General features: G+C 73.1%; 15 protein-coding genes. 4 read left to right on the top strand and 11 right to left on the bottom strand.

The genetic code is table 11. From position 1 onward, the window contains the following. Positions 1-313: 313 nt before the first annotated feature. Together MILUP08_RS06110 and MILUP08_RS06105 are read right to left on the bottom strand one after the other, a co-directional pair. A complete protein-coding gene (locus MILUP08_RS06110; RefSeq protein WP_007455766.1) occupies positions 314-2,323 on the bottom strand; it encodes an acetoacetate--CoA ligase in 2,010 nt (669 codons plus the stop codon). Between the two features lie 142 nt (positions 2,324-2,465). Continuing rightward, a complete protein-coding gene (locus MILUP08_RS06105) occupies positions 2,466-2,984 on the bottom strand; it encodes an acyl-CoA thioesterase (RefSeq protein WP_007455764.1) in 519 nt (172 codons plus the stop codon). Between the two features lie 23 nt (positions 2,985-3,007). Between MILUP08_RS06105 and MILUP08_RS06100 the strand changes: the two genes are divergently transcribed. After that, complete coding sequence (locus MILUP08_RS06100) at positions 3,008-3,673, top strand: hypothetical protein (RefSeq protein WP_007455761.1); 666 nt, start codon at positions 3,008-3,010, stop codon at positions 3,671-3,673. Between the two features lie 102 nt (positions 3,674-3,775). On the opposite strand, the gene MILUP08_RS06095 is transcribed toward MILUP08_RS06100, so the two are convergent. From MILUP08_RS06095 to MILUP08_RS06085, 3 genes are all read right to left on the bottom strand, one after another. After that, positions 3,776-4,996, bottom strand: a complete 1,221-nt coding sequence (locus MILUP08_RS06095; protein ID WP_039907365.1) for a multidrug effflux MFS transporter — start codon at positions 4,994-4,996, stop codon at positions 3,776-3,778. Positions 4,997-5,304: 308 nt separating this feature from the next. Then, the gene (locus tag MILUP08_RS06090) at positions 5,305-7,113 is read right to left on the bottom strand and encodes a S9 family peptidase (RefSeq protein WP_007455755.1); all 1,809 of its coding nucleotides are present in this window, start codon (positions 7,111-7,113) and stop codon (positions 5,305-5,307) included. Between the two features lie 97 nt (positions 7,114-7,210). Next, positions 7,211-8,374 (bottom strand): acyl-CoA dehydrogenase family protein, encoded by a 1,164-nt coding sequence (locus MILUP08_RS06085; RefSeq protein WP_007455753.1) that lies wholly within the window; start codon positions 8,372-8,374, stop codon positions 7,211-7,213. A 250-nt stretch (positions 8,375-8,624) separates the two neighbouring features. On the opposite strand from MILUP08_RS06085, the gene MILUP08_RS06080 reads away from it, so the two are divergent. Then, positions 8,625-10,052 (top strand): UDP-glucose dehydrogenase family protein, encoded by a 1,428-nt coding sequence (locus tag MILUP08_RS06080; protein ID WP_007455751.1) that lies wholly within the window; start codon positions 8,625-8,627, stop codon positions 10,050-10,052. A gap of 151 nt (positions 10,053-10,203) precedes the next feature. Beyond that, entirely contained in the window at positions 10,204-15,102 is a 4,899-nt protein-coding gene (locus MILUP08_RS06075; RefSeq protein ID WP_007455749.1) for an SCO7613 C-terminal domain-containing membrane protein, read from the top strand. 190 nt (positions 15,103-15,292) lie between these two features. On the opposite strand, the gene purE is transcribed toward MILUP08_RS06075, so the two are convergent. Continuing rightward, entirely contained in the window at positions 15,293-15,784 is a 492-nt protein-coding gene (gene purE / locus MILUP08_RS06070; protein WP_039905473.1) for a 5-(carboxyamino)imidazole ribonucleotide mutase, read from the bottom strand. Between the two features lie 32 nt (positions 15,785-15,816). Continuing rightward, on the bottom strand, positions 15,817-16,992 hold the full coding sequence (locus MILUP08_RS06065; RefSeq protein ID WP_007455745.1) for a 5-(carboxyamino)imidazole ribonucleotide synthase: 1,176 nt from the start codon (positions 16,990-16,992) through the stop codon (positions 15,817-15,819). 88 nt (positions 16,993-17,080) lie between these two features. Between MILUP08_RS06065 and MILUP08_RS06060 the strand changes: the two genes are divergently transcribed. Beyond that, positions 17,081-17,731: a pyridoxine/pyridoxamine 5'-phosphate oxidase gene (locus tag MILUP08_RS06060; protein ID WP_007455743.1), complete on the top strand. Its 651-nt coding sequence runs from the start codon at positions 17,081-17,083 to the stop codon at positions 17,729-17,731. 3 nt (positions 17,732-17,734) lie between these two features. Here MILUP08_RS06060 and MILUP08_RS06055 read toward each other — a convergent pair whose 3' ends face one another. From MILUP08_RS06055 to mca, 4 genes are all read right to left on the bottom strand, one after another. Beyond that, on the bottom strand, positions 17,735-19,777 hold the full coding sequence (locus MILUP08_RS06055) for a thioredoxin domain-containing protein (protein WP_007455740.1): 2,043 nt from the start codon (positions 19,775-19,777) through the stop codon (positions 17,735-17,737). Between the two features lie 87 nt (positions 19,778-19,864). Further along, entirely contained in the window at positions 19,865-22,345 is a 2,481-nt protein-coding gene (locus tag MILUP08_RS06050; RefSeq protein WP_237747239.1) for a putative bifunctional diguanylate cyclase/phosphodiesterase, read from the bottom strand. A gap of 230 nt (positions 22,346-22,575) precedes the next feature. After that, the gene (locus MILUP08_RS06045; protein ID WP_007455737.1) at positions 22,576-22,869 is read right to left on the bottom strand and encodes a hypothetical protein; all 294 of its coding nucleotides are present in this window, start codon (positions 22,867-22,869) and stop codon (positions 22,576-22,578) included. Positions 22,870-22,918: 49 nt separating this feature from the next. Next, positions 22,919-23,800 carry a mycothiol conjugate amidase Mca gene (gene mca, locus MILUP08_RS06040; protein ID WP_007455736.1) on the bottom strand — a complete coding sequence of 294 codons (882 nt, stop codon included), beginning with the start codon at positions 23,798-23,800 and terminating at the stop codon, positions 22,919-22,921. Positions 23,801-23,817 lie beyond the last annotated feature (17 nt).

Here is a 23,817-nt window from a genome sequence, read left to right as displayed (position 1 = left end):
CCGACGCAACGCTGGGAGGCCCAGACCGTTGCGTCGGCGTAAGCAGAGCAAAGGTTGCTGGTGGCACATGGCCGGCCGCGCAGGTGGCCGGCCGCGCAGGTGACAGCCCTCGCACGTGGCCGGCCGCGCAGGTGACAGCCCCCGCACGTGGCCGGCCGCGCAGGTGACAGCCCCCGCACGTGGCCGGCCCCACAGGTGACCGGCATCCGCACACGGCCAGCACCGCACGTGGCCAGCACCGCACGTGGCCAGCACCGCACATGGCCAGCACCGCGCCGGGCCTGGGCCCGGGTGAGCCGTCCGGCAGGAACCTTCAGGCGGGCCGCTGGATCGTGGTTCGGCGTTCGGCGAAGGTGGCGAAGGACGCCAGGGACTCGGGGTTCACCAGCGCGCCCCTCGCGGCGGCCTGGTCGACCGGGGTGCCGGTGAGGATCTTCTTGACCGGCACCTCCAACTTCTTCGCCGAAAGGGTGCGGGGCACGGCGCGGACCTGGTGGATCTCGTCGGGCACGTGCCGGGGCGAGAGCGCGGTACGCAGCTCGCGGCAAATCTTCTTCCGCAGCGCGTCGTCCAGGGTCAGCCCGTCGGCCAGCACCACGAAGAGCAGCAGCTCGCCGGCGCCGCCCTCGTCGTCCTCCAGGTGCACCACCACCGAGTCGACGACCTCGTCGAGGCCCTCGACCACCGAATAGAACTCGGCGGTGCCGAGCCGGACCCCGCCACGGTTGAGTGTGGCGTCGGAGCGCCCGGTGATCACGCAGCCGCCGCGGGAGTTGATGGTGATCCAGTCGCCGTGCCGCCAGACGCCTGGGTAGACGGAAAAGTACGCCTCGGCGTAGCGGGTGCCGTCCGGGTCGTTCCAGAAACCCACAGGCATGCTCGGCATCGGCTCGGTGATCACCAGCTCGCCCAGTTCGCCGATCACGGGGGTGCCGTCGGCCGAGCGGGCCTCCACCTTGGCGCCCAACGCGCGGCAGGCGATCTCACCGGCGTACACCGGCAGCAGCGGCACCCCGCCGACGAACCCCGTGCACACGTCGGTGCCGCCGGACAGCGACTGGAGCTGCACCTGGTCGCCGACGGTGTCGTACACCCAGTGAAAGCCCTCGGCGGGCAGCGGCGCACCGGTGGAGCCGACGCCGCGCAGCGCGGACACGTCGGCGACCTCGCGGGGCACCAGGCCGGCCTTGCGGCAGGCCAGCAGGAAGGGCGCCGAGGTGCCGAAGTACGTGGTGCCGGTCTCCGCCGCCAGCCGCCACAGCGCGCCCAGGTCGGGCTCGGCCGGCCGGCCGGGCTCCGCCCGGACCCCCGGGTTGCCGTCGAAGAGCACGATGGCCGCGCCCACCGCCGGCCCGGAGACCAGGAAGTTCCACATCATCCAGCCGGTGGTGGTGAACCAGAAGAACCTGTCGGCCGGGCCGAGGTCGTGGTGCAGGGCGAGCATCTTCAGGTGTTCCAGCAGGATGCCGCCGTGGCCGTGCACGATCGGCTTCGGCAGGCCGGTGGTGCCCGAGGAGTAGAGCACGTACAGCGGGTGGTCGAACGGCACCGGCGTGAACGTCAACGGCTCGTCGGTGGGCGCGGCAAGCTCGGCCCAGCCCAGTGCCCCCTCGGGCGCGGGGCCCGTCGGGTCGAGGTAGCCGATGCTCACGGTGTGGCGCAGCGACGGCAGGGCGGCCCGGATCGCGGCGACCTCGGCACGACGGTCCACCGGCTTGTCGCCGTAGCGGTAGCCGTCCACGGCGACAAGCACCGTCGGCTCGATCTGCTGCCAGCGGTCGGTGACGCTGCGCGTACCGAACTCGGGCGCGCAGGACGAGAAGATCGCGCCCAGGCTCGCGGTGGCCAGCAGCAGGACGTACGTCTCCGGAATGTTGGGGGCGTACGCCGCCACGCGGTCACCGGCGGTGATGCCGAGCCGGCGCAGACCGGCCGACACCCGGCGGACCTGCTCGCGCAGGTCCCCGGCGGTGAGGGTGACCGGCGGCCGGGTCTGGCCGTGCGCGAGGACGACGGGATCGTCGTCGGCGCGACCCGGCATCCGCAGCACGTTCTCGGCGTAGTTGAGGGTGGCGCCGGGGAACCAGCGGGCACCCGGCATCCCCCGCTCGGCCAGGGTGGCGGTCGGCGGGGTGTGCGCGATCACCTCGAAGTGGTCCCAGATCGAGCGCCAGAACGCGTCCAGGTCGGTGACCGACCACCGCCACAGCGCGTCGTAGTCGGCGAAGTCCAGCCCACGGTGCTCTCGCAGCCAACGCAGGTAGTCGCCGATCCGGGACCGCTCGAGCACGTCCGCCGGCGGCGTCCACAGCACGTCACCCACTGCTCCACCCTCCCCTGGCCCCGCACGACACTGTGAATGGGCCGTGGCGCCATCTTGCCCTACCTCGAAGCGCCATTCTGCGCACCGGGTACGCCGATCGACGCGTGCCCGGCCCACACTGCGGCGCCTCCACCCATGTGGTTCAGCCCGCCCGGTGCGCCTGGATGGCCCGGCGGCGGGCCAGGCGGTGTTCGCGCCGGATCTCGGCCTCCCGGTACCGGCGCTCGTCCTCCGGCGTCTCCGGCAGCACCGGACGGACCGTGCGCGGCGCGCCGCCGACGTCCACCCCGACGAAGACCAGGTACGCCGTGGCCACCCGCACCGGGGCGTCCTCGGCCGAGTCCCACCGCTCGGCGACGACCCGCACGCCCACCTCCATCGACGTCTGCCCGGTCCAGTTCACCTGGGCGTGCGCGTGCACCAGGTCACCGACCCGGACGGCCTCGGAGAAGACGATCTCGTCGATCGCCGCGGTGACCGCCGTTCCGCCGCTGTGCCGGGCCGCGGCGGCGCCCGCCACGTCGTCGACGAACTTCATCAGGACCCCGCCGTGGACGGTCCCGTAGAGGTTCACGTCCACCGCGGTCATGATCTTGCTGAGGGTGACGCGGGAGTACGACGTCGGCTTGCCGGTCGGAGCGGCGGAGAGGTGCTCGGTCATGCCGGAAACGGTACGGTGCGCGGATGCGACATCTCTGGAGCTTCCTCGCCGGGTTGGTGGTGGCACCCATCACGTGGGCGCTTGTCACACTCGGGCAGGACGGGTCGAGCCGGACGGTCGACCGCTGGGTGGAGATCGGCACCTTCAACACCGCCAACCTGATCGAGCCGGCCGTGTACCTCGGCGTCGGCGGTGTCCTGCTCGGGCTGCTCGGCACACTGCGCTTCTCACCGGCGGGCCCGCTGGTGGCCGGGCTGCTGCTGGTCACCCCCTATGTCGGGATGTTCGTGGCGCCCTTCGAGGTGCGCGACGCGATCCCGCAGGGGTGGAAGGTGCTCGGTGACCCGCTGCCGCTGCGGCTGCCGGTGGAGAACGGCACGCTCTTCCTGCTCGGCCTGCTGCTGCTGATGGCGACGTTCAGCGGTCAACGCTGGCGGCAGTGGCCGCAGGCCGCTACCGCGCCGGCCCTGACGCCGGCGCCTGCGGACGGCCCGCGCAGCGACGACTTCACCCTCACCGACTGGCCGTCGCCCGAGACCGCGGAGCGCGACACCGCTCCGCTGACCCTGGGTTACCCGGCGGATCCGACGCCTACCGAACCGCTGCCCCGCCGGGTGGGCGGTGAATCGCCGTGGTCCGCCCCGCCGCGCGGCCAGTCGCGTCCCGAGGACACCACCGAGATCCGTTGATCGTCGGGCGGGCCGGGAGACCCGGCCCGCCCTCTCTCCACTGCGCGGCGACGGCCAGGGCTGGGCGCTCTCTGCTGCGCGGCGACGGCCAGGGCTGGCTCTCTAGTGCACGGCGACGGCCAGGTCCGGGTCGACCGCGCCGAGGGTGGCGCGGGGCACGACCAGGACCATGACCGCCAGCGCCGCGGCCATGCCGCCCGCGATGACGATCGCCATCGGTACGCTCCCCGTGCCGAACAGGCCGGCCAGGGGCGCCGACAACGCGCCGACGCCGAACTGCACGGCACCGAGCAGCGCCGCGGCCGTGCCAGCGGCCTCGCTGTGCCGGCTCATGGCCAGCGCCGGAGCGTTCGGCAGGGCCAGGCCCGCCGCGGCCAGCACGAGCCACAGCGACGCGAGCAGGGTGCCGAGGCCACCGAAGCCGGTGGCGGCGAACACGACCAGCAGCAGTCCGGCGGCCGTTCCGGCGATCAGGGCGCTGACGAGGATCTGCTGCGGGGTGTAGCGCCGCAGCAGCCGGACGTTGAACTGGGTGCCCCCGATCAGGCCGACGGCACCGGCGCCGAAGGCCAGGCCGAACTGCTGCTCGTCGAGGCCGTACTGGTCCTGCAGGACGAAGGACGACCCGGACACGTACGCGAACAGTGCCGCCATGGCCAGCCCGGCGACGAGCACCAGACCGACGAACGCGCGGTCGTTGAGCAGCCCCCGGTAGTCGCGCAGGGTCGCGGCCACCCCGCCGTGTCGACGGCGTGCCACCGCAAGGGTCTCCGGCAGCTGCAACGCCGCGACGACGATCAGCAACGCGCCCAGCACGGCAAGCGCCGCGAAGACACCCCGCCACTCGGTCCAGCGCAGCAGCCCGCTGCCCAGCGTCGGCGCGAGGATCGGCGCCAGACCCATGACCAGCATCAGGCGCGAGAAGATCCGCGCGAACGAGGCGCCGCTGAACAGGTCGCGGACGACGGCGGTGGCGACCACGGTGGCGGCCGCCACGCCGAGGCCCTGCAGGACGCGCAGCGCGCCGAGCACGGCGATGTTGGGCGCGAAGACGCACAGCACGGAGGCCACGATGTGCGCGGCCAGCCCGGCGAGCAGCGGCAGGCGCCGCCCGACCACGTCGGAGAGCGGCCCGACCAGCAACTGGCCCAGCGCGAGGCCGACAAGCGTGCCGGTGAGCGTCAATTGCACGGCCGTCTCGGTGGTCTGCAGACCCGCCGTGATGGCCGGCAGCGCCGGCAGGTACATGTCGATGGTCAACGGGCCGATCGCGATCAACGCGCCGAGCACGAGGACGAGTTGCGCCCGCTGGCGGTTGGTCATCAGGTCGCCGGGCAGCACGGCCTCGGAGGTGCCCGTGTTCTCCGCCCGGGAGTCGCGTCCGGTCTTGTCCACCAACTGCTTCATCATCTCGATCTCTCTGGGGAAGCTTGTGCGTCGTCACGGCGTCAGCGCATCCACAGCTACGAGGCGTGGTGCCCGTTGTCCGACGTCGGGCAACGAGAGAGTGACGAGGCAGGGGTCGTGGTGGGGTGGCCGAATGAAGCGATCATCCGGTGGTGATCCTCTCGCTCGCCAACGCCCGGGACCCGTACAACGTTCCCGCTGTGGGGGGCGTCACGCGGCCCGCGTCAGTCGCCGAGGTGCCTGACCAGGAACTCGCCCGCGTCCGCGAACGCCGTGGCCTGATTCTCCCGACGGAGTAAGCCGTGCCCCTCATCCGCGAAGATCTCGTACCGCACCTCCACGCCGCGGGACCGCAGCCGTCGCACGATCTGATCGCTCTCGTGCTGGGGCACCCGGGGGTCGTTGGCCCCCTGGATCACCAGCAACGGGCTCCGGATCTGGTCCGCGTACGTCACCGGTGACCGGGCCATCAGCCGGTCCGCGTCCGCTTCCGGATCGCCGATCACCGTGGCCACCAGTGAACGCCACGTCGGAGGCGCCGCCTGCGCCAGAGTGACGAGATTGCTCGGCCCGTACAGATCGACGCCGGCAGCCCAGTCCAACTCCGGCAGCCGGCTGAGGCAGGACAGGACCGCGAAGCCGCCGTACGAGGCGCCCATGATCCCGATCCGGGCCGGATCGACCCACTCCTGGGTGCGCAGGAAGGTGACCGCGTCGGCGAGGTCCCTCAGATCTCCGCCGCCCCAGTCACGGTTCACCAGGTCCGAGTAGGCACGGCCGTAGCCGAGAGAGCCACGGATGTTCGGGGCGAGGACGCCGACCCCGTGCGCGAGCAGGTACTGGTAGAAGCCGTCGTACATGTAGACCGGCAACTCCTGCCAGGCCGGACCGCCGTGCACCGAGATCAGGACACCGGCTGAGGCCCGACGCTCGGGACGGTAGAGGTAGCCGGGAATCTGGCGGCCGTCGCTGGCCGGATAGCGGACCAATGTCGGCTCGACGAAGGTGGCGGGGTCGGCCGCGACCGGCCGGGCGTCGCTGAGCCACCGGAGTTTTCCGGTGTCGAGTTCGATCAGGAGAATGTTCCACGGCTGGGTCGCCGTCGAGAATCGCAGCACGACGAAGCGCCCGTCGGCGGAGACGGTGAGGCCGGTTGCCGCCCCGGCGGGCAGTTGCGGCATCCGGATCTCGGTACCGGCGCCGAGGTCACGACCGCGCAGCTGACAGAAGCCGTCGACATTGACGTTCCACACCAGCACCCGCCCGTCACCCGAGAGGGCGACTTCCTCCACCTCCCAGTCCGGTGTGTCCAGCCAGGTGAGAGTGCCGGTGTCCGCGTCCATCACGGCCAGACCGGTGAACTCCCGTCCGGCGTTCGACAGGACCAGGAAACCACTGCCGTCTCGCAGCCACGGGCCCAACCGGTACGTCGCCACGCCGTCCCGTGGCGTCAGCGAACGGGGCTCGGCGCCGTCCAGGGACGCGACGTACACCAGGTGGTCACTGTTGGTGGTCCGCCACTCGGCGACGGTGAGCCTGGTCCCGTCGGGCGACCAGTGGCCCGGGTACGTCCGGCCACCGCTGGCGTACACCCGCCGTACCTCGCCGGACGACAGGTCGAGCACCAGCACATCCTGGTCGGCGGGAGTCCGATCGTTGCCGCAGTATGCGACGAACCTGCCGTCTGAGGAGAACGGATCGCCCTCGGCCGCGGAGAACTGCACGTCCGGCATGTCGGTCAGCCGCACCGGATCCCCGCCGTCGGCGGCTATCCGGTACAGCTGCGTGTTCTCATTCCCGTGGTGATCGGCCAGGAACAACAGCCACTCCCCGCCGGGATGCCAGGCAACCCGGCGGACCGTCGACTCGGTGCTGGCCGTCAGCCGACGCGTGCCGCCGTCCGGCAACGACTGCGTGACCAGGTTGAACTGACCGTTCCGGTCATCGACGTAGGCGATCTGGCTCCCGTCGGGGGCGATCACCAGCGTCGGCAGGAACCGCAGACCGGACTGGAAGTCGCGGTATCCGGGCATGCAGGAGATCTTAGGCGTTCGATGTCCCCGGATGTTCGGCCGATAGCCTGCCGTCGATCCGGCCCCGGTGAGGGCGTGAACGAGCCGACCGCCGCGCTCAGTCCTTCAGCAACTGCCGCGCCATGACGATGCGCTGCACCTGGTTGGTGCCCTCGTAGATCTGGGTGATCTTGGCGTCGCGCATCATCCGCTCGACCGGGTAGTCACGGGTGTAGCCGTAGCCGCCCAGCAGCTGCACCGCGTCGGTGGTGATCTCCATGGCGGCGTCGGAGGCGAAGCACTTGGCCGCCGCGCCGAAGTAGGTCAGGTCGGCGTCGCCCCGCTCGGACTTGCCGGCGGCGGCGTACGTGAGCTGCCGCGCCGCCTCAAGCTTCATGCCCATGTCGGCGAGCATGAACTGGATGCCCTGGAACTCGGCGATCGCCTTGCCGAACTGGCGGCGCTCGGCCACGTACCCCTTGGCGTAGTCGAGCGCGCCCTGCGCGATCCCGACGGCCTGGGCGGCGATGGTGACCCGGGTGTGGTCCAGGGTCTTCATGGCGGTGGCGAAGCCGCTGCCCTCCGCGCCGATCATCCGGTCGGCGGGGATCCGCACGTTGTCCAGGTAGACCTCGCGGGTCGGCGAGCCCTTGATGCCGAGCTTCTTCTCCGGCGCACCGAAGCTGACACCGACATCGGACTTCTCGACCACGAAGGCCGAGATGCCCCGGGAGCGGGCGGCGGGGTCGGTGACGGCGAAGACGGTGTAGAACTCGGAGACGCCGGCGTTGGTGATCCAGCGCTTCACGCCGTTGAGCACCCAGTGATCCCCGTCACGCACCGCCCGGGTCGTCATCGACGCCGCGTCGCTGCCCGCCTCCGGCTCGGAGAGGCAGTACGAGAACATGGCGTCGCCCGCCGCGACAGGGGTCAGGTAGCGGCGCTTGATCTCCGCGGAACCGGACAGCAGCAGCGGCATCGTGCCGAGCTTGTTCACCGCGGGGATCAGCGACGAGGACGCGCAGGCGCGTGCCACCTCCTCGATCACGATGGCGGTGGCCAGCGCGTCCGCTCCCGCTCCGCCGTACTCCTCGGGGATGTGCGGCGCGTGGAAGTCGGCGGCCCGCAGCGCGTCGTAGGACGCCTTCGGGAACTCCCCGGTCTCGTCGGCCTCGGCGGCGTGCGGCGCCACCTTGGCGGTACAGACCTCACGGACCGCTTCCCGGATCGCCTCGTGCTCCTCGGGCAACCGGTAGACGTCGAACGACTCCCCTGCGGCCATGTCGGCCCCTCCCCTTCACCGCTATCATGCGCAGTCTGTGGCCTCCCCTGACCGCCGACCGCGCAGACTGAAGGATAGCGACTGCAGTTCAGGTGATGTTACCGGCGCGTAGGTATGGGCATGAGGGAGCACCCGCGCCGCTGGGCGATGATGGAAGGCAGACAGTGAGCCACCCCTCCGGTGCCCCGCCAGGCGCCGCAGCAGAATGCGACGCGACGACGCGCCGCCAGTGCGAGCGGAGAAGACAGGCGTGACGATCCCCTACCCCACCATCCAGCCGACCCCCGCCATCGCCGCGGTGACGCCGCCTTCGGGCGCGCCTCGGCCGCGGGTGACGTTCCTGGGGACCGGTTACCTCGGTGCGACGTACGCCATCTGCTACGCGGAACTCGGGTACGAGGTGCTCGGGTTCGACGTCGACGCGGACAAGATCGCGATGCTGAACGCCGGCGAGGTGCCGATCCACGAGCCGGGCCTGGACGAGTTGCTCAAGCGCAACCTGGCCGCCGGCCGGCTGCGGTTCTCGACCGACATCGCCGAGACCGCCGAGTTCGGTGACGTGCACTTCATCTGCGTCGGCACCCCGCAGCGGGCCGACGGGATGGGCGCCGACCTGTCGTACGTCGAGGCGTCGGTGACCAGCCTCGCGCAGCACCTGACTCGCAAGTCGCTGATCGTCGGCAAGTCCACCGTGCCGGTGGGCACCGCCGAGTGGGTCGAGCAGTTGGTCGGCAAGCACACCCCCGGCGACCTGGGCGTCGAGGTGGCGTGGAGCCCCGAGTTCCTCCAGGAGGGCTTCGCCGTCGACGACGTGCTGCGCCCCAACCGGATCGTGGTCGGCGTGAAGAGCGAGTGGGCCAACGGCATGCTCTACGCCGCCCACAAGGGCGTCTTCGACCTGGCCGCCACCGAGGACCGCGAGGTGCCCCTGGTGGTCACCGACTTCGCGACGGCCGAGCTGGTCAAGGTCGCGGCGAACGCGTTCCTGGCCACGAAGATCTCCTTCATCAACGCCATGGCCGAGGTCTGCGAGGCCAGCGGCGGCGACGTCACCCAGCTGGCCCGCGCGATCGGGTACGACCCCCGGATCGGCAACCGGTTCCTCCAGGCCGGCCTCGGCTTCGGTGGCGCCTGCCTGCCCAAGGACATCCGCGCCTTCCAGGCCCGCGCGCAGGAGCTGGGCGCCGGTGAGGCGCTGCGCTTCCTGCACGAGGTCGACCTGATCAACCTGCGCCGCCGGACCCGCGTGCTCCAGCTCGCGGCGGACCTGCTGGGCCGCCGCTCCGGGCCGGCCGGCCCGGACTTCTCCGGCACCCGGATCGCCGTGCTGGGCGCCACCTTCAAGCCCAACACCGACGACGTCCGCGACGCCCCGGCGCTCGCGGTCGCCGCGCTGCTGCAGAAGGCCGGCGCCGACGTGCACGTGTACGACCCGCAGGGCACCGAGAACGCCCGCCGCGCGGTGCCGGAGCTGACCTACGAGGCCGGCATCAACGAGGCGGTCGCCGGCGCCGACCTGGTCTGCGTCCTCACCGAGTGGGCGGACTTCCGCAACGCCGACCCGGTCGCCCTGGGCGAGCTGGTCGGTGGCCGCAAGGTCGTCGACGGGCGCAACTGCCTCGACTCGGCACTGTGGACCCAGGCCGGCTGGGAGTACCGGGGCATGGGTCGCCCCTGACGGTTCACCACTCACCGGCCGGTCGCGAAGCACCCCTTCGCGGCCGGCCGGTGATGTTGTTTGCCCCGGACCCGCCGACAAGTGTCGAAATCTGCGCCAGCTTTGGGCATGCTGCGACAGTGGGAGTCCACAGTGCGGGTGGAGGGGTGTCGTGGCGACCTTTCAATGCTCCTCGTGCGGCCGGGAGATCAAGCCGGCCGTGCGCTGCCCGCACTGCGGGGCCGATCAACCGCAGTGGCGCGATCACCTGGCGGACATCGAGCGCTCGATCGCGGAGATGAAGGCGCGCGACGCCGCCATCGCCCGCGAACAGCGGCAGATCGCCGCCAAGATGCAGGCCGCGCTCTTCCAACGGGACATCCTCGCCCACGCCGGTGAGGAGCGGCTCAAGCAGGCCACCCGGCCCCGCCGGGTGCTGCGCCGCCGCCCCGGCCGCCGCCCGCCGACGGCCACCACCGGCGCGCCGCCCCGGGTTCCGCGCCAGGGCACCCCGCCCACCCCGGAGGATCCGCCGCCGCCCCCGCCCCGGGCGTCCTGGCTGGACGCCGACGACCCCGAGCACCCCCCGGAGGCGTCGTCCCGGGAGGTGCAGAACATCCCTCTCGGGCTGGGCGCGCTGCTGCTCGCCGTGGCCGCGGTGGTCTTCGCCGCGGTGGCGACCAGCTCGATGGACGCGCTGGCCCGCCTCGGCGTCCTGCTTGTCGCGACCGCGTTGATGCTGCTCGCGCCGCCCGCGCTGGCCCGGCGCGGGCTCACCTCCACCGCGGAGACGATCTCCGCGGTGGGTCTGCTGCTCGTGCCGCTGGCCGGGAACGCGCTGTGGGCGGTGGACCGGATCGGCGGTGGCGGCACCTCCGGAGCCGTCTTCGCCGGGTTGATCTTCGCGGCCACCGCCGCGGTGTCCGTCGGGTACGCGGCCTGGACCGGGCTGCGCACGCCCCGCTTCGCGACAGTGATCGCCGCGCAGCCGGTGCTGCCGCTGCTCGCGTACGACCGGATCACCGGGCCGGGCGGCTGGGCGCTGGTGCTGACCCTGGTGGCCCTCCTCGACCTCTGGCTGGCCCGCTCCCCGCTCGTGGTGGAGCGCCCCGTCCGGGAGGACCTGCCGGGCCCGGCCACCCCGTCGGCGACGCCTCGCCAACGCGACGCCGAGGCCCGGCCGGAGGCCGACCCGGAGGAGGCCGGCGAGCTGATCGACGCCGACGCGGGCGTTGTCGACGCCCGGCCCGCCCGTCCGGTGCCCGGACTGCGCGAGCTGACCTGGTCGCTGCACGCGGTGGCCGTCGCGGTCGCCCTGGCGTACGCGGTCACCGCCCTGCTGCGGGCGCAGACCGTGCCGACGGCGACCGGCGCGGGGCTGGTGCTCCTGCTCGCCGCCGTCGTCGGGCTGGCCGGCGCGCTGGTGCTGCGCCGCCCACCGCTGCCCGACGTGGCGGCCGGCATCGTCACCCTGGCCGTGATCGGCGCGTTCGGCCGGATCGCCTCCGTGGCCCTGCCCGGCCAGGCGTTGCTGCTGATCGCGGCGGTGATCACGGTGACCGGGCTGGCGGTACGCGCGATCCCGGAGACCGCCCGACGCGGCCCGCAGATCGCCTCGGCGGTCGCGCTCACGGTAAGCGGTCTGGTGGTCGCCGGAGGCGCCCTGCGTGCCGGGGTCGCCCCGGTCCGGGCGGCACTGCCCGCGTGGAGCGCCGACCTCGACGGGTACGCCGCCGAGCTGGCCTCCGCCGTCGGCCCGACCACGTGGCAACTCGCCGCCGCCGCGTTCCTGCTCACCATCGCCGCGGTGCTGGCCCTGCCACCGGAGATCCGCCGCGAGTTCGCGGTCGCCGGGGCCGCGCTGACCGCGCTCGCCGTACCGGCGTCGTTCGGGCTCGGCTGGGCGGCGGCGCCCTGGCCGATGGTGGTCACCGCGATCGGCATCGGGGTCATCGGTCTCTCCGCGCGTACCACCCGGGCCGCGCTGGCCCACGCCGTCGGCGCCGCCGTGGTGGGCCTGTTCGGCGCGGGCGCCGGCCTGTCCCGTCCCGCGCTCACGGCGGCGGTCCTGCTCACCCTCTTCGCGGCCGGCGCGCTTGTCGCGCTGGCCCCCCGGGTCCGGATCGCGTCGGCCGCCGCCGACACGGTCACGGACTGGGCCGCCGGAGGCGCTGCCTTCGCGCTGCCCGGAGCGGTGGCCGCGTTCGTGGCGGCCACCATGCCCGTCGACGAGACCCCCACCCCGGCCAGCCTCCGCGAGGCGACCGTCCCGGTGCTGGCGGCGAGCTTCCTGGCCGTCTGTGTGACCCTCGGGTACGCCGCAATGGTGCAGGTCTCCCAGCGCCGGATCCCGGCGCCCCTGTCGGTCGGCACCGGGCTGGGCGCGCTCGTCGTCACCGCCGCCGCCTTCGGCGCACCCGGTGCGACGGTGGCCGACGCCTGGGTCGGTGCGCTGCTGCTGGTCGCCGCTGTGCTGCTCTTCCTGGCCCCGTCGATCGACGCCGGCCGCCGCTCCGACCTCACCCTGGACGGCTCGGACCTGGCCGCCGCGGCGGTGACCACCGCCCTGATCGCCACGATGGTGCGGATCGCCGCGGTCCTCGCACCGGGTGGGCAACTGGCGGTGGCCGCCGGCCTGGTCCTGGTGGTCGCGGTGGCCGCCCGCGCCATGCCCGAGGAGTGGCGGCGTGGCCCGATCCTCGGCATCGCCGTCGGCGGCCTGCTCATCGGGGTGCTCGCCGGCTGGACGGCGCTGCGCGGCGGGGTCGGTGTGCTGGCCACCCCCGGCCCGATCTGGGACGGCGACCTGAGCGGCTGGCCGGCCGCGCCGACCGGCGGCGCGACCTGGCAGGCGCCGATCGCGCTGGTGCTGTTGGCCGTTGCCGCCGGCGTCCTGCTCCCGCCGCCCTGGCGGTGGGACGCGTCCGGCGTGGCGGTGGTGCTCGCCACGATCGGCGCGCCGGCCGCGTTCGACCTGCCCTGGTGGTCGCCGGTGCTCGTCGGGGCGATGGTCGCCACCGTCTACGGGATGGCGGCGGTGGCCAGCGAGGAGGCCCGGGCCGGACTGTCCCGGGCCACCGTGGCCGGGGTGGTCGCGCTGCACGGGGCGGGCGCCGGCCTGGTCCGCCCGTGGACCACCGCGCTGGCGCTGGGCAGCATCGCGCTGATCGGCATCGTGGTGGCCACGCTGGCGCGTGTGCTGGCCGGGCCGCAGGTGACCGACCTGGAGACCGAGGGCATGCCGCCGCACCTGGTGCAGATCGGCGGCGCGGCGGCCGGTGCCGCACTGCTCGCCCTGCCCGGCGCGGTGGCGGCGCTGGCCGTCGAGTTCCAGCACTCGGCACAGGTGGTGCTGACCGCCGCGCTGGCCGCGTCCAGCCTCGGTCTGGCCGGCGTGGCCGCCGTACGCCGGCACGTTCCGCAGTATCTGCCCTGGGTCAGCGTGGCCGTGGTCGGCGGCGCCAGCATCAGCGCGCTCGCCGCCATCCCCACCGGCCTACCCGCCGGGGTCTACGCGGCCGCCGCCGCGCTGCTCGGCGTCCTCGCCGAACTGATCCGCGCGGCGACCGTGCCGCCCACCGGTTCCGCCCAGCCGGTCCGTCGTTGGGCGGTGCTCCTCGACGGTGCGCTGCGGCGGCTGCCCGACGACCCGGACCGGCGACGGTGGCGGGTCAGCCCCTCCGCCGGAGCGCTCGCTGCCGCCGCGCTGCCGACCGCCCTGGCGGTCGCGTCGATCACACCCGCCCTGATCGTCGCCCTCGTCGAGCCGCACCGCGTGTTGAGCCGCATCTGGCAGGGTCCTCCGCCGGAGTTGCTCACCCCGCCGTCGGACGTGGTCAACCCGACCCACGTGCTGACCGCGCTGCTGCTCACCGCGACGGCGGCCCTGGCCGCCACCGGGTTCAGCGGGGGACGGCGTTCCCGTGCCGTACCTGTGGTGCTGCCCGGCGCCGCCGTCACCCTGCTGATCGCGCCCACCGCGCTGGGCCGGGGTTGGCCCGCGAGCACCGTCGCCGCCCTGTCCGTCTTCACCATCGCGATGCTCGGCCTCGCGCTGACGCCACCGCCGCCGATCGTCGAGCGGGCCCGTTCCCTGCGGCTGGCCCGGGTGCTCGTGTTCGCCATCGGTCTGGCCGGCGGCAGCGCCGGCCTGTCCGGCAGTCTGGCCGTCCGAGACCTGACCCTGTTCACCCTCGGCAGCGCCGTCGGCGTGGGCGCCGTCGCGGCGCTGTTCGGCGTCACACAGCGGGCACGCATCCTCGGCTGGCTCTTCGCGTCGCTGATGGCCCAGCTCTTCGTGCTCACCGCAGGTCTGGTCGCCGGGCTGGCGGCGGTCTGGTCCGCGTTCGGCGTGCTCGCGGTCGGCGCCGTCCTCCAGGTGCTCGCCGCGACCCTGCCCCGACTGCGCCGCCCGGAGGCACAGCGGGAGGCATCCACCGTGGAGTGGAGCGGGTACGCCGCGGCCCTGATCGCGCTGGCGCTCGCCTTCGACTCCCCCCGCCACATCGCCGCCCTGCTCGCCGCCTGGGGAGCGGTCCTCGGCGTGGCGGCGACCCGACCCGGCCGACGGCCGGTGGAACGCCGGATCCTCTTCTGGTCGGTGGTGTTCTGCGAGATCACCGCCTGGTGGATCCTGATGCGCGTCGCCGATGTGGCGCTGCCCGAGGCGTACACGCTGCCGTTCGCCGCGCTGGCGCTGCTCGTCGGCGTGCTGGAGCTGCGCCACCGACCGGATCTGAGCAGCTGGGTGGCGTACGGGCCGGCGCTTGTCGCCGCGTTCCTGCCGACGCTGGCGATCGTGCTGGCCACCGAATCCAGCACGTTGCGGCAGGTGCTGCTGCTGCTCGGTGCGGTGGCGGTGCTGATCTTCGGCTCGTCCAGCCGGCAGCAGGCACCGGTGATCGTCGGCGCGTCGGTCACCGCGATCGCCGCGATCCACGCGCTGTTCAGCCTCGGCCCGTGGCTGGCACTGATTCCCGTGGGGCTCCTGCTGCTCGTCCTCGGGGCCAGCAACGAGCGCCGCCGCCGGGCCCAGGAACGCCTCCAGACCGCGCTACGCGGCATGAGGTGAATTCGAGGGTCACGGCAGGCTGCGTGAGTGGGGACGCCGAGTGGGCCGGGTTCGCGGGCCGGTCACTGGCAAGTGGGCCGGGTTCGCGGGCCGGTCACTGGCAAGTGGGCCAGGTTCGCGGGCCGGTCGACGCCGAGTGGGCCGGGCTCGTCGGCCGGTCACCGGTCAGTGGCCGGCGCCCGGATGAGGGTCAGGGGAGGGTGGCCTGGAGGGCCGCGTCCTTGGTCTTGATGAGCTGCTCCAGATCCTGCTGGTACGTCGCCATCCGGGCGCGCAGGGTCTCGTCGGAGGCGCCGAGGATCCGGACGGCCAGCAGGCCGGCGTTGCGGGCGTTGCCGATCGACACGGTGGCCACCGGGATGCCCGCCGGCATCTGCACGATGGACAGCAGCGAGTCCATGCCGTCGAGGTGCTTCAGTGGCACCGGCACGCCGATCACCGGCAGCGGGGTCACCGAGGCGACCATGCCGGGCAGGGCTGCCGCACCACCGGCGCCGGCGATGATCACCTTGAGCCCTCGGTCGACGGCGTCGCGACCGTAGTCGATCATCGCGACCGGGGTCCGGTGTGCCGAGATGACCCGCACCTCGTAGGACACCTCGAAGTCGTCAAGCACCTCCGCGGCGGCCCGCATGGTGGGCCAGTCCGAGTCGCTGCCCATGATCAGCCCAACGGTGCTCACTGCGGCCCTCTCGTCGTTCCCGAAACCGTCGCTCACTCGTGCCCCGCGCGCAGCCAACGCGCGGCTCGCGCGGCCCGCGCCCGTACGTCGTCCAGGTCGTCGCCGAGCACGGTGACGTGCCCGATCTTGCGGCCGGGGCGTACCTGCTTGCCGTAGAGGTGCACCTTGGCGCCCGGCTCGGCGGCGAAGAGGTGGTGCAGGCGCTCGTCGATCGATATGCCGCCCGGCTCGCCGCCGAGGACGTTCGCCATCACGACCACCGGCGCGGTCAGCGCGGTGTCACCCATCGGGTAGTCCAGGACCGCGCGCAGGTGCTGCTCGAACTGGGAGGTCCGAGCGCCCTCGATGGTCCAGTGCCCCGAATTGTGCGGGCGCATGGCCAGCTCGTTGACCACGATCGCCGGCCGACCCGCGTCGTCACGCACCTCGAACAGCTCCACCGCCAGCAGGCCGATCACACCGAGGGCGGTGGCCAGGTCGATGGCGAGCTGCTGGGCGGCGACGGCCAGCTCCTCGTCCAGGCCGGGCGCCGGGGCCAGCACCTCGACGTTGATGCCGTCGCGCTGGACCGTCTCGACGACCGGGTACGCGGCCACCTGCCCGAACGGCGAGCGGGCCACCTGCACGGCGAGTTCGCGACGCAGCGGCACCCGCTCCTCGACGATCAGCCGGGTGCCGCCGGCGAGCAGCGTGGTCGCCAGCTCGGCGGCCTGGGTGGCGTCGTCCACCATCCAGACGCCCCGACCGTCGTAGCCGCCCCGGGCCGCCTTGAGCACGACCGGCCAGCCGACCTGCTCGCCGAAGCCGACCAGGTCGGCGGGCTCACCGACCGGCCGCCACGCCGGGTTGGGCGCGCCCAGCTCGGTGAGGCGTTCCCGCATCACCTGCTTGTCCTGGGCGTGCAGCAGCGCGTCCGCCGGCGGGTAGAGGGTCACCCCCTCGGCCGCCAGGGTGCGGATGTGCTCGGACGGCACGTGCTCGTGGTCGAAGGTGACCACGTCACAGCCCTTGGCGAAGGTGCGCAGGGCGGCCAGGTCGGTGTGGTCGCCGTACTGGACGTCGGCGGCGACCAGGGCCGCGCCGTCGTCGGGGGCGCTCGCGAGCACACGCAGTGACTGGCCGAGGGCGATCGCGGCCTGGTGGGTCATCCGGGCCAACTGGCCGCCACCCACCATGCCGACAACGGGCAGACCGGTACGGGAATCCATAGCGCGGCCAGCCTAGCGGGGCGGCTGGTGAGCTGCGCCGCCGGATGGCGCATCGCCCGTTCGCCAGCAGGGGTGGAAAGATCACCACATGACTCTGCGTGACCTGCTCCGCGGCCTGCCGGTACTCGCCCACGAGATGCCGCCGTTCCACCCGACCACCGCTCCGGCCGACCCGCTGGCGCTCTTCGTCGACTGGATGGCGGGTGCGATCGACGCCGGGGTCGACGAGCCACACGCGATGACGGTCTCCACTGTTGACGCGGACGGCGCGCCGGACGCGCGGGTGCTGATCCTCAAGGACCTCGACGATGCAGGCTGGCACTTCGCCACCAGCTCGGCCAGCGCCAAGGGCCACCAACTCGCCGCGAACCCCGCAGTCGCCCTCAGCTTCCACTGGCGGGAGCAGGGCCGGCAGGTCCGGGTACGGGGCATCGCCAGCGCGGCCGACCCCGCCGTCTCCCGGGCGGACTTCCTGGCCCGCCCCGAGGGCTCGCGGGTCGCCAGTCTGGCCGGACGGCAGAGTGACGTGCTCGCCGACCGCGCGGACCTCGACCGTGAGCTGGCCCGGATCCGGGAGCAGCTGGCCGGCGACCCGGACCTGGTCGCCGGGACGCACACCGTCTACACGGTCGCGCCGCGGAGCGTCGAGTTCTGGCAGGCGGACGCCGAGCGCCGGCACGTCCGCCTGCGCTACCTGCGTACCGGCGCGGCCTGGGAGCGCGAGCTGCTCTGGCCGTGAGTCTCAGCGCCGGCCGAGCTGCCCGACCAGGTCGTCGACCGAGGTGACGGGTCGCTGGCAGACGAAACCCCGGCAGACGTACGCGGCGGAGTGTCCGTCGACGAGCGGCCGGTCGGCGAGCAACGGCACTCCGGGCTGGTCCGGGCGACCGGCGACCACCACCGCTCCGGGCGGGGCGTGCCGCCGGGCCGCGGCCACCAGCGGGTCGCCGGCCGGGTCGTCGGTCGCCACGGCGATCTCGTACGGCCCGGAGAGCAGCGCCTCGCCGACCATTGCCGCGTAGCCGGCGAACCGGGCGTGCCGCCCGACGATCGGTGCCACGGTGGCCAGCGCCGCCTCGGCGGCCTCCCGGTAACGCGTCTCCCCGGTCAGCGCGGCGTACGACACGAGGCCGGCGACCAGCGCGGACCGACCCGACGGGGTGGCGTTGTCGGTCGGATCGGCCGGCCGGGCGACCAACTGCTCCGCGTCGTCGGCCGTGTCGTAGTAGGCGCCCCCGGGCGCGGCGAAGTGCTCCAGCGCGGCGTCCAGCAGCTGACCTGCCACGGTGAGCCAGCGGCCCTCGCCGGTGAGCTGGTGCAGCGCGCAGAACGCCTCGGCCACGCAGCCGTAGTCCTCCAGCACCCCGGCCGGCGCGCCGACCCTGCCGTCGCGCGAGACCCGCCGCAGCCGGCCGTCGACCACGTGCACGGTGGCCAGATGCTCGGCGGCGTCGCGCATCGCGCCGTCGGCGACGATGGTGACGCCCTCCATCAGGTTGGCGTCCTCGTCCTCCGGCGACGCGTACAGCGCGGCGACCTGGAGGAACTCGGCGATCGCGGTGATCGCCAGCCCGTTCCAGGCGGCCACGACCTTGTCGTCGCGGGCCGGCTGGGGACGGGTGTCGCGGGCCGCGAGCAACTGCCCGACCACCCGCTGCCAGCGGGCCCGGACCTCGGGCGCGACGTCGTCGACGTCCCGGGCGAGCCGGAGCACGCTCATGCCGTGTTCAAAGGTGCCCTCGTCGGTGACGGTGAACAGGTCGGCGGCGAAGCGGCCGTCGTCCTCGCCGAGCGCCTCGACGAGCTGGGCCGGCGTCCAGGCGTACGTGAGCCCTTCGACGCCCTCGGTGTCGGCGTCCAGCGCGGACGCGAACCCCTCCCCCGGCCGGTGCAGCTCGTCGGCGAGGAACCGGGCCGTGTCCCGGGCGACCCGACGGGCCAGCGGGTCGCCGGTCAGCCGCCAGAGCTGCGCGTAGACGCGCAGCAGCAGCGCGTTGTCGTAGAGCATCTTCTCGAAGTGCGGCACGGTCCAGTGCGCGTCCACCGAGTACCTGGCGAAGCCACCGGCCAGCTGGTCGTAGATTCCGCCGCGAGCCATCGCCTCGGCGGTGTGCCGGACGATCTCCAGGCTGCGCGGGTCTCCGGTGCGCTGGTGGTGGCGCAGCAGGAAGAGCAGGTTCATGTGCGGCGGGAACTTCGGGGCGCCCCCGAAACCGCCGTTCGTCGCGTCGTACCCACTGGCGAGGTTGCCGGCCGCGGCATCGAGCAACGGGCCGTCCAGTGGGGCGGTGGGGCCGCCCACGGCCTGTGCGCCGCCGATCGCCTCGACCACGGCGGCGCCCTGGCGCAGGACCTCGGCACGCTGGTCCGCCCAGGCGGTGGTGACCGACTGGAGCAGGCGAACGAAGTTGGCGCGCGGGAAGTAGGTGCCGCAGAAGAACGGGGTGCCGTCCGGGGTGGCGAAGACAGTCATCGGCCAGCCGCCCTGACCGGTCATCGCCTGGGTGGCGGTCATGTAGACGGCGTCGACGTCGGGGCGCTCCTCACGGTCCACCTTGATCGACACGAAGTTGTCGTTGAGCAGGGCGGCGACCTGCTCGTTCTCGAACGACTCGTGCGCCATGACGTGGCACCAGTGGCAGGCCGCGTAGCCCACCGAGATGAGGACCGGGACGTCCCGCCGTTTCGCCTCGGCGAACGCCTCGTCGCACCACGGCCACCAGTCGACCGGGTTGTCGGCGTGCTGGAGCAGGTACGGGCTGGTGGCGTCGACGAGTCGGTTCACCCGACGACCATAACCACCACCGCCGGGCCGCGCCGGGCGGTCACCCGGCCCGGGCCACGCGGGCCCGGGTGTTGCTGGCGCGGTCGGTCAGGAGGCGCCGTCGGCGCGGAGCCGGAACACGTTCGACTCGGCCGAGTCGCGCAGCGACCCGAGCACCGCACCGATCTTGTCCGCCGGCATCGGCTTGAAGAAGTGGTAGCCCTGCGCGGACGTGCAGCCCAGCTCGGCCAGGGCCAGCCGCTGCTCGGCGGTCTCGACGCCCTCGGCGACCACCCGCAGCCCCAGCTCGTGGGCGAGCCCGACGGTGGTCCGGACGATCGCCGCGGCCTCCGGAGAGTCGGCCATCCGGATCACGAACGAACGGTCCACCTTCAACTCGTCCACGGCGATCCGGGTGAGGAAGGTCAACGAGGAGAAGCCGGTGCCGAAGTCGTCCACCGCGAGCTGCACACCCATCGACCGGAGCGTGGCGAGCACCTCGTCGATGATCTCCAGCTCGCTCATCACCACCGTCTCGGTGATCTCCAGGACCAGCCGGTGCGGCGGCACCTGGTGGCGGCGCAGCGCGTCGGCGATCTCCGCCGGCAGGCGCGGGTCGAGCAGGCTGCGCGCGGAGAGGTTGACCGAGATCGGGACGTCCAGCCCCTCGCGGGCCCAACCGGCCGCCACGCCGAGCGCCTTGTCCAGCACGTACCGGGTGAACGTGCCGAGTTGCTCGCTGTTCTCCACCGGGCGGATGAAGTCGGCCGGGCTCAGCCAACCGCGCCGAGGGTGCTGCCAGCGGATCAACGCCTCCACCCCGGTGGGTGCGCCGGTGGCCAGGTCGACAGCCGGCTGCAACGCCAGCACCAACTGGTCGTCGACCTTCAGCGCCTCGCGCAGCTCGGCCAGCAGGGCCAACTGGTCGGTGCTGGCCGCGTCCCGGGTGCTGTCGTACGCGGCGACGCTGCCGCCGCCCTCCTTGGCCTGGTACATCGCGATGTCCGCGCGGCGCAGCAGCTCGGTCAGGTCGGCGGTGCCGGCGTCGGCGACCACCACCCCGACGGAGACCTCGATGGACATCCGCACCCCGGCCACCTCGGTCGGTGCGGCCAGCCGCTCGGCGATCTCGCGGGCCTGCCGCAGCGCGTGCGCCATCGGCGCGGCCCGGTCGCCGAGCACGGGGACCGAGGTGAGCAGCAGCGCGAACTCGTCGCCGCCGAGCCGGCCGAGCAGGTCGCCCGGGCGGGCCAGCGCGCTGAGCCGGTTGGCGGTCAGCCGCAGCAACTGGTCGCCGGCCGCGTGCCCGAGGGTGTCGTTGACTTCCTTGAACTGGTTGATGTCCAGCAGCAGCAGCGCCACCGGATGATCGTGGGCGAGCTGCCGCAGCGACTGGTCGCCCTTGCCGAGCATCGCCGTGCGGTTCGCCAGCCCGGTGAGCGGGTCGTGCACCGCCTCGTACGACGATCGGGCGGTGACCAGCCGCAGCTCACGATGGGTCGCGGCGTCGTGCAGGGCGGCGGCGAGCGCGTCACCGAAGGCCGCCACCGCGTCCCGTTCCCTCATCGCGGGTGGAGCGGAGCGCGGGAACCGGACCCGTAGCCGGCCGACCAGCGCGGCGCCCACCGACAGGGAACGGACCAACTCGTACTCGTCGGGCTCCGACCGGTCCGGAGGACCCACCTCCCGGTCGAGCAGCTGACCGCCGGCGTCCCCCCGGTAGCGACGCCACCTGCCGTCGGCCCGAGCCACGTCCACGTCGACCAGCTCGGCGTTGAACAGCGCCAGCGCGCCGGTCACCGCCGCGCTGGCCACGCCCCGCTCGTCGAGCTGGTTGAGGGCCGCGGTGGCCTCGGCGAAGGCACGCCACGTGCGGCGTTCCTGGTCGGCGCGCAGCCGGTAGCGGTAGGTCTGTTGCAGCAGCCAGAGCAACGGCGGGAGCAGCAGCAACCAGCGCGGGTCCAGCTCCAGCAGCGCGATCACGACCAGGCCGACCGCCACGTTGCCCACGAACATCAGCAGCTTGCTGCGCAGCGCGGCGAGCAGCGGCGGCCCGATGGGCAGCCCGTGGCGCAGGCCCAGCGTCACCCCACCGAGCCAGGCGGTCACCAGGAGGTAGGTCACCGACCCGGCGATAACGGCCAGCGCCAGCATCGGCGTCGGCGCGGTGAGCAGCGGGTGCCCCAGGGCGGTGGTCACGGACACGGCCAGCGCCGACGCGGCGGTCAGCGACGCGGCGATCCGGACGATCTCCAGCGGCGGACGGCGGTCGCTGTGCAGCGACAGCGCCGTCCAGGCCAGCCCGGTGCCGAGCAGGGTGGCCGACGGCAGCCAGCCTGCCGGCGCGAGATAGAGGCAGACGATCAGGGCGGCCTCGCCCCAGGTGATGCTGACCATGCCGGCGGAGCTGCGGAAGCGGAGCCGGGCGAGCTGGGCCACGGCGAGGACGGCGACGGCGATGCCGAAGCGGGCCGGACCACCGAGAGGATCGTCGGACGGCAGCCCGGCCGGAAGGGTCAGACCGACCACGGCGGCGACCAGAGCCGTCACCGTCACCGCAGCCGTCAGCACGAGCAGCCGGGCAGGCATGCCGTGCACCCCGAGCCGGTCGAACGGGTCGCCGGCCGGGCCGGAGGTCATCGACCTCCCCCGTCAGCCGACCGACCGACGGTACGGCGGGCGGCCGGTGCTGTGACGGTCATCGGCGCCCCCTTCCGTGCACGGCTCGGGGACTTTTGGTCCCCCCGGCGGAAGGCTAAGCCAAACCGGGTGGTCGCAACAGGGGTCCACCACCCGGTTCGGCGTGAATCATGCCCGGACTACCCGTTCCGCTGCTGCTGGTGCCCATTGGGAGCGGGCGTGGATGAATCATGCGTGCTCGTCCCGTCTGTCGGATCGACGACTGAAGCGTCGGTCCTGGTCGCATCGACCGACCGCCCCTGCTGGGGGAACCGGTCAGGCAGACGCCGCAGTCGGGCGTTCATGTTGCGGATCAGCAGGATGGTCGCGGCGGCCAGCAGCAGGATGAGGAAGAGGCCCATCGGCCCGGCCAGACCACCCGTGCGGGTGTCCCCGAAGTTGTTCTCCGCGAGCACCTGGGCAGCGGTCAGCATGGCGTTCCTCCGATGTGCGATTGCCTACCACAGTAGCCCCGGCCGGGTATCAGCCCGCGTGCGCCGTCTCCCGCACTCCGGCGAAGAGATCGGACTCGGGCAGCGGGCTGTCCACCACGGTGCGGGCCAGCTCGAAATCCTCCGTCGGCCAGGCACGCTGTTGCAGCTCCATGGGCACGTGGAACCAGAAGCCGTCCGGGTCGACCTGGGTGGCGTGGGCACGCAGCGCGTCGTCGCGGACGGGGAAGTATTCGGCGCAGTCCACCCGGGTGGTGATGCGGGGGCCCTTGTCCGGACGCTCGTCCCAGCGCTTGAGCCACTCCTCGTACGGCGACTCGGCGCCCGTGGCGAGCATGGCCTCGTGCAGGGCCATGATCTTGGCCTTGGAGAAGCCGATGTCGTAGTAGAGCTTCAGCGGCTGCCAGGGGGCGCCCAGCTCCGGGTAGCGCTCCGGGTCGCCGGCGGCATCGAACGCGGCCACGCTCACCTTGTGGCACATGATGTGGTCGGGGTGCGGGTAGCCACCCTCCTCGTCGTACGTGGTCACCACGTGCGGACGGAACTCACGCATCAGGCGCACCAGTGGGCCGGCTGCCACCTCGACGTCCTGAAGGGCGAAGCAGCCCTCGGGCAGCGGGGGCAGCGGGTCGCCCTCGGGCAGGCCGGAGTCGACGAACCCGAGCCAGGCCTGGTCGACGCCGAGGATCGCCCGCGCGGCGTCCATCTCGCCGCGCCGGATGTCCGCGATGTTGGCCCAGACGTCGGGCCGATCGAGCTTGGGGTTGAGCACGCTGCCGCGCTCGCCGCCGGTGCACGTCACCACCAGCACGTCCACCCCCTGGGCGACGTACTTCGCCATCGTCGCCGCACCCTTGCTCGACTCGTCGTCCGGGTGCGCGTGGACGGCCATGAGACGCAGCTGCTCTGCCAACTTCGGCGCTCCTCGTC

The sequence above is a fragment of the Micromonospora lupini str. Lupac 08 genome, from assembly GCF_000297395.2.
Taxonomy (GTDB): Bacteria; Actinomycetota; Actinomycetes; order Mycobacteriales; family Micromonosporaceae; genus Micromonospora; species Micromonospora lupini.
The sequence above is the reverse complement of the archived record's forward strand: the minus strand, read 5'-3'. Positions and strand labels throughout refer to the sequence as shown.

Excerpts from the sequence above, each read along its gene's own strand:
- MILUP08_RS06105 (WP_007455764.1), bottom strand. The coding sequence starts at position 2,984 with ATGACCGAGCACCTCTCCGCCGCTCCGACCGGCAAGCCGACGTCGTAC.
- MILUP08_RS06100 (WP_007455761.1), top strand. The coding sequence starts at position 3,008 with ATGCGACATCTCTGGAGCTTCCTCGCCGGGTTGGTGGTGGCACCCATC.
- MILUP08_RS06095 (WP_039907365.1), bottom strand. The coding sequence starts at position 4,996 with ATGACCAACCGCCAGCGGGCGCAACTCGTCCTCGTGCTCGGCGCGTTG.
- MILUP08_RS06090 (WP_007455755.1), bottom strand. The coding sequence starts at position 7,113 with ATGCCCGGATACCGCGACTTCCAGTCCGGTCTGCGGTTCCTGCCGACG.
- MILUP08_RS06085 (WP_007455753.1), bottom strand. The coding sequence starts at position 8,374 with ATGGCCGCAGGGGAGTCGTTCGACGTCTACCGGTTGCCCGAGGAGCAC.
- MILUP08_RS06065 (WP_007455745.1), bottom strand. The coding sequence starts at position 16,992 with ATGGATTCCCGTACCGGTCTGCCCGTTGTCGGCATGGTGGGTGGCGGC.
- MILUP08_RS06060 (WP_007455743.1), top strand. The coding sequence starts at position 17,081 with ATGACTCTGCGTGACCTGCTCCGCGGCCTGCCGGTACTCGCCCACGAG.
- MILUP08_RS06050 (WP_237747239.1), bottom strand. The coding sequence starts at position 22,345 with ATGCCTGCCCGGCTGCTCGTGCTGACGGCTGCGGTGACGGTGACGGCT.
- MILUP08_RS06045 (WP_007455737.1), bottom strand. The coding sequence starts at position 22,869 with ATGCTGACCGCTGCCCAGGTGCTCGCGGAGAACAACTTCGGGGACACC.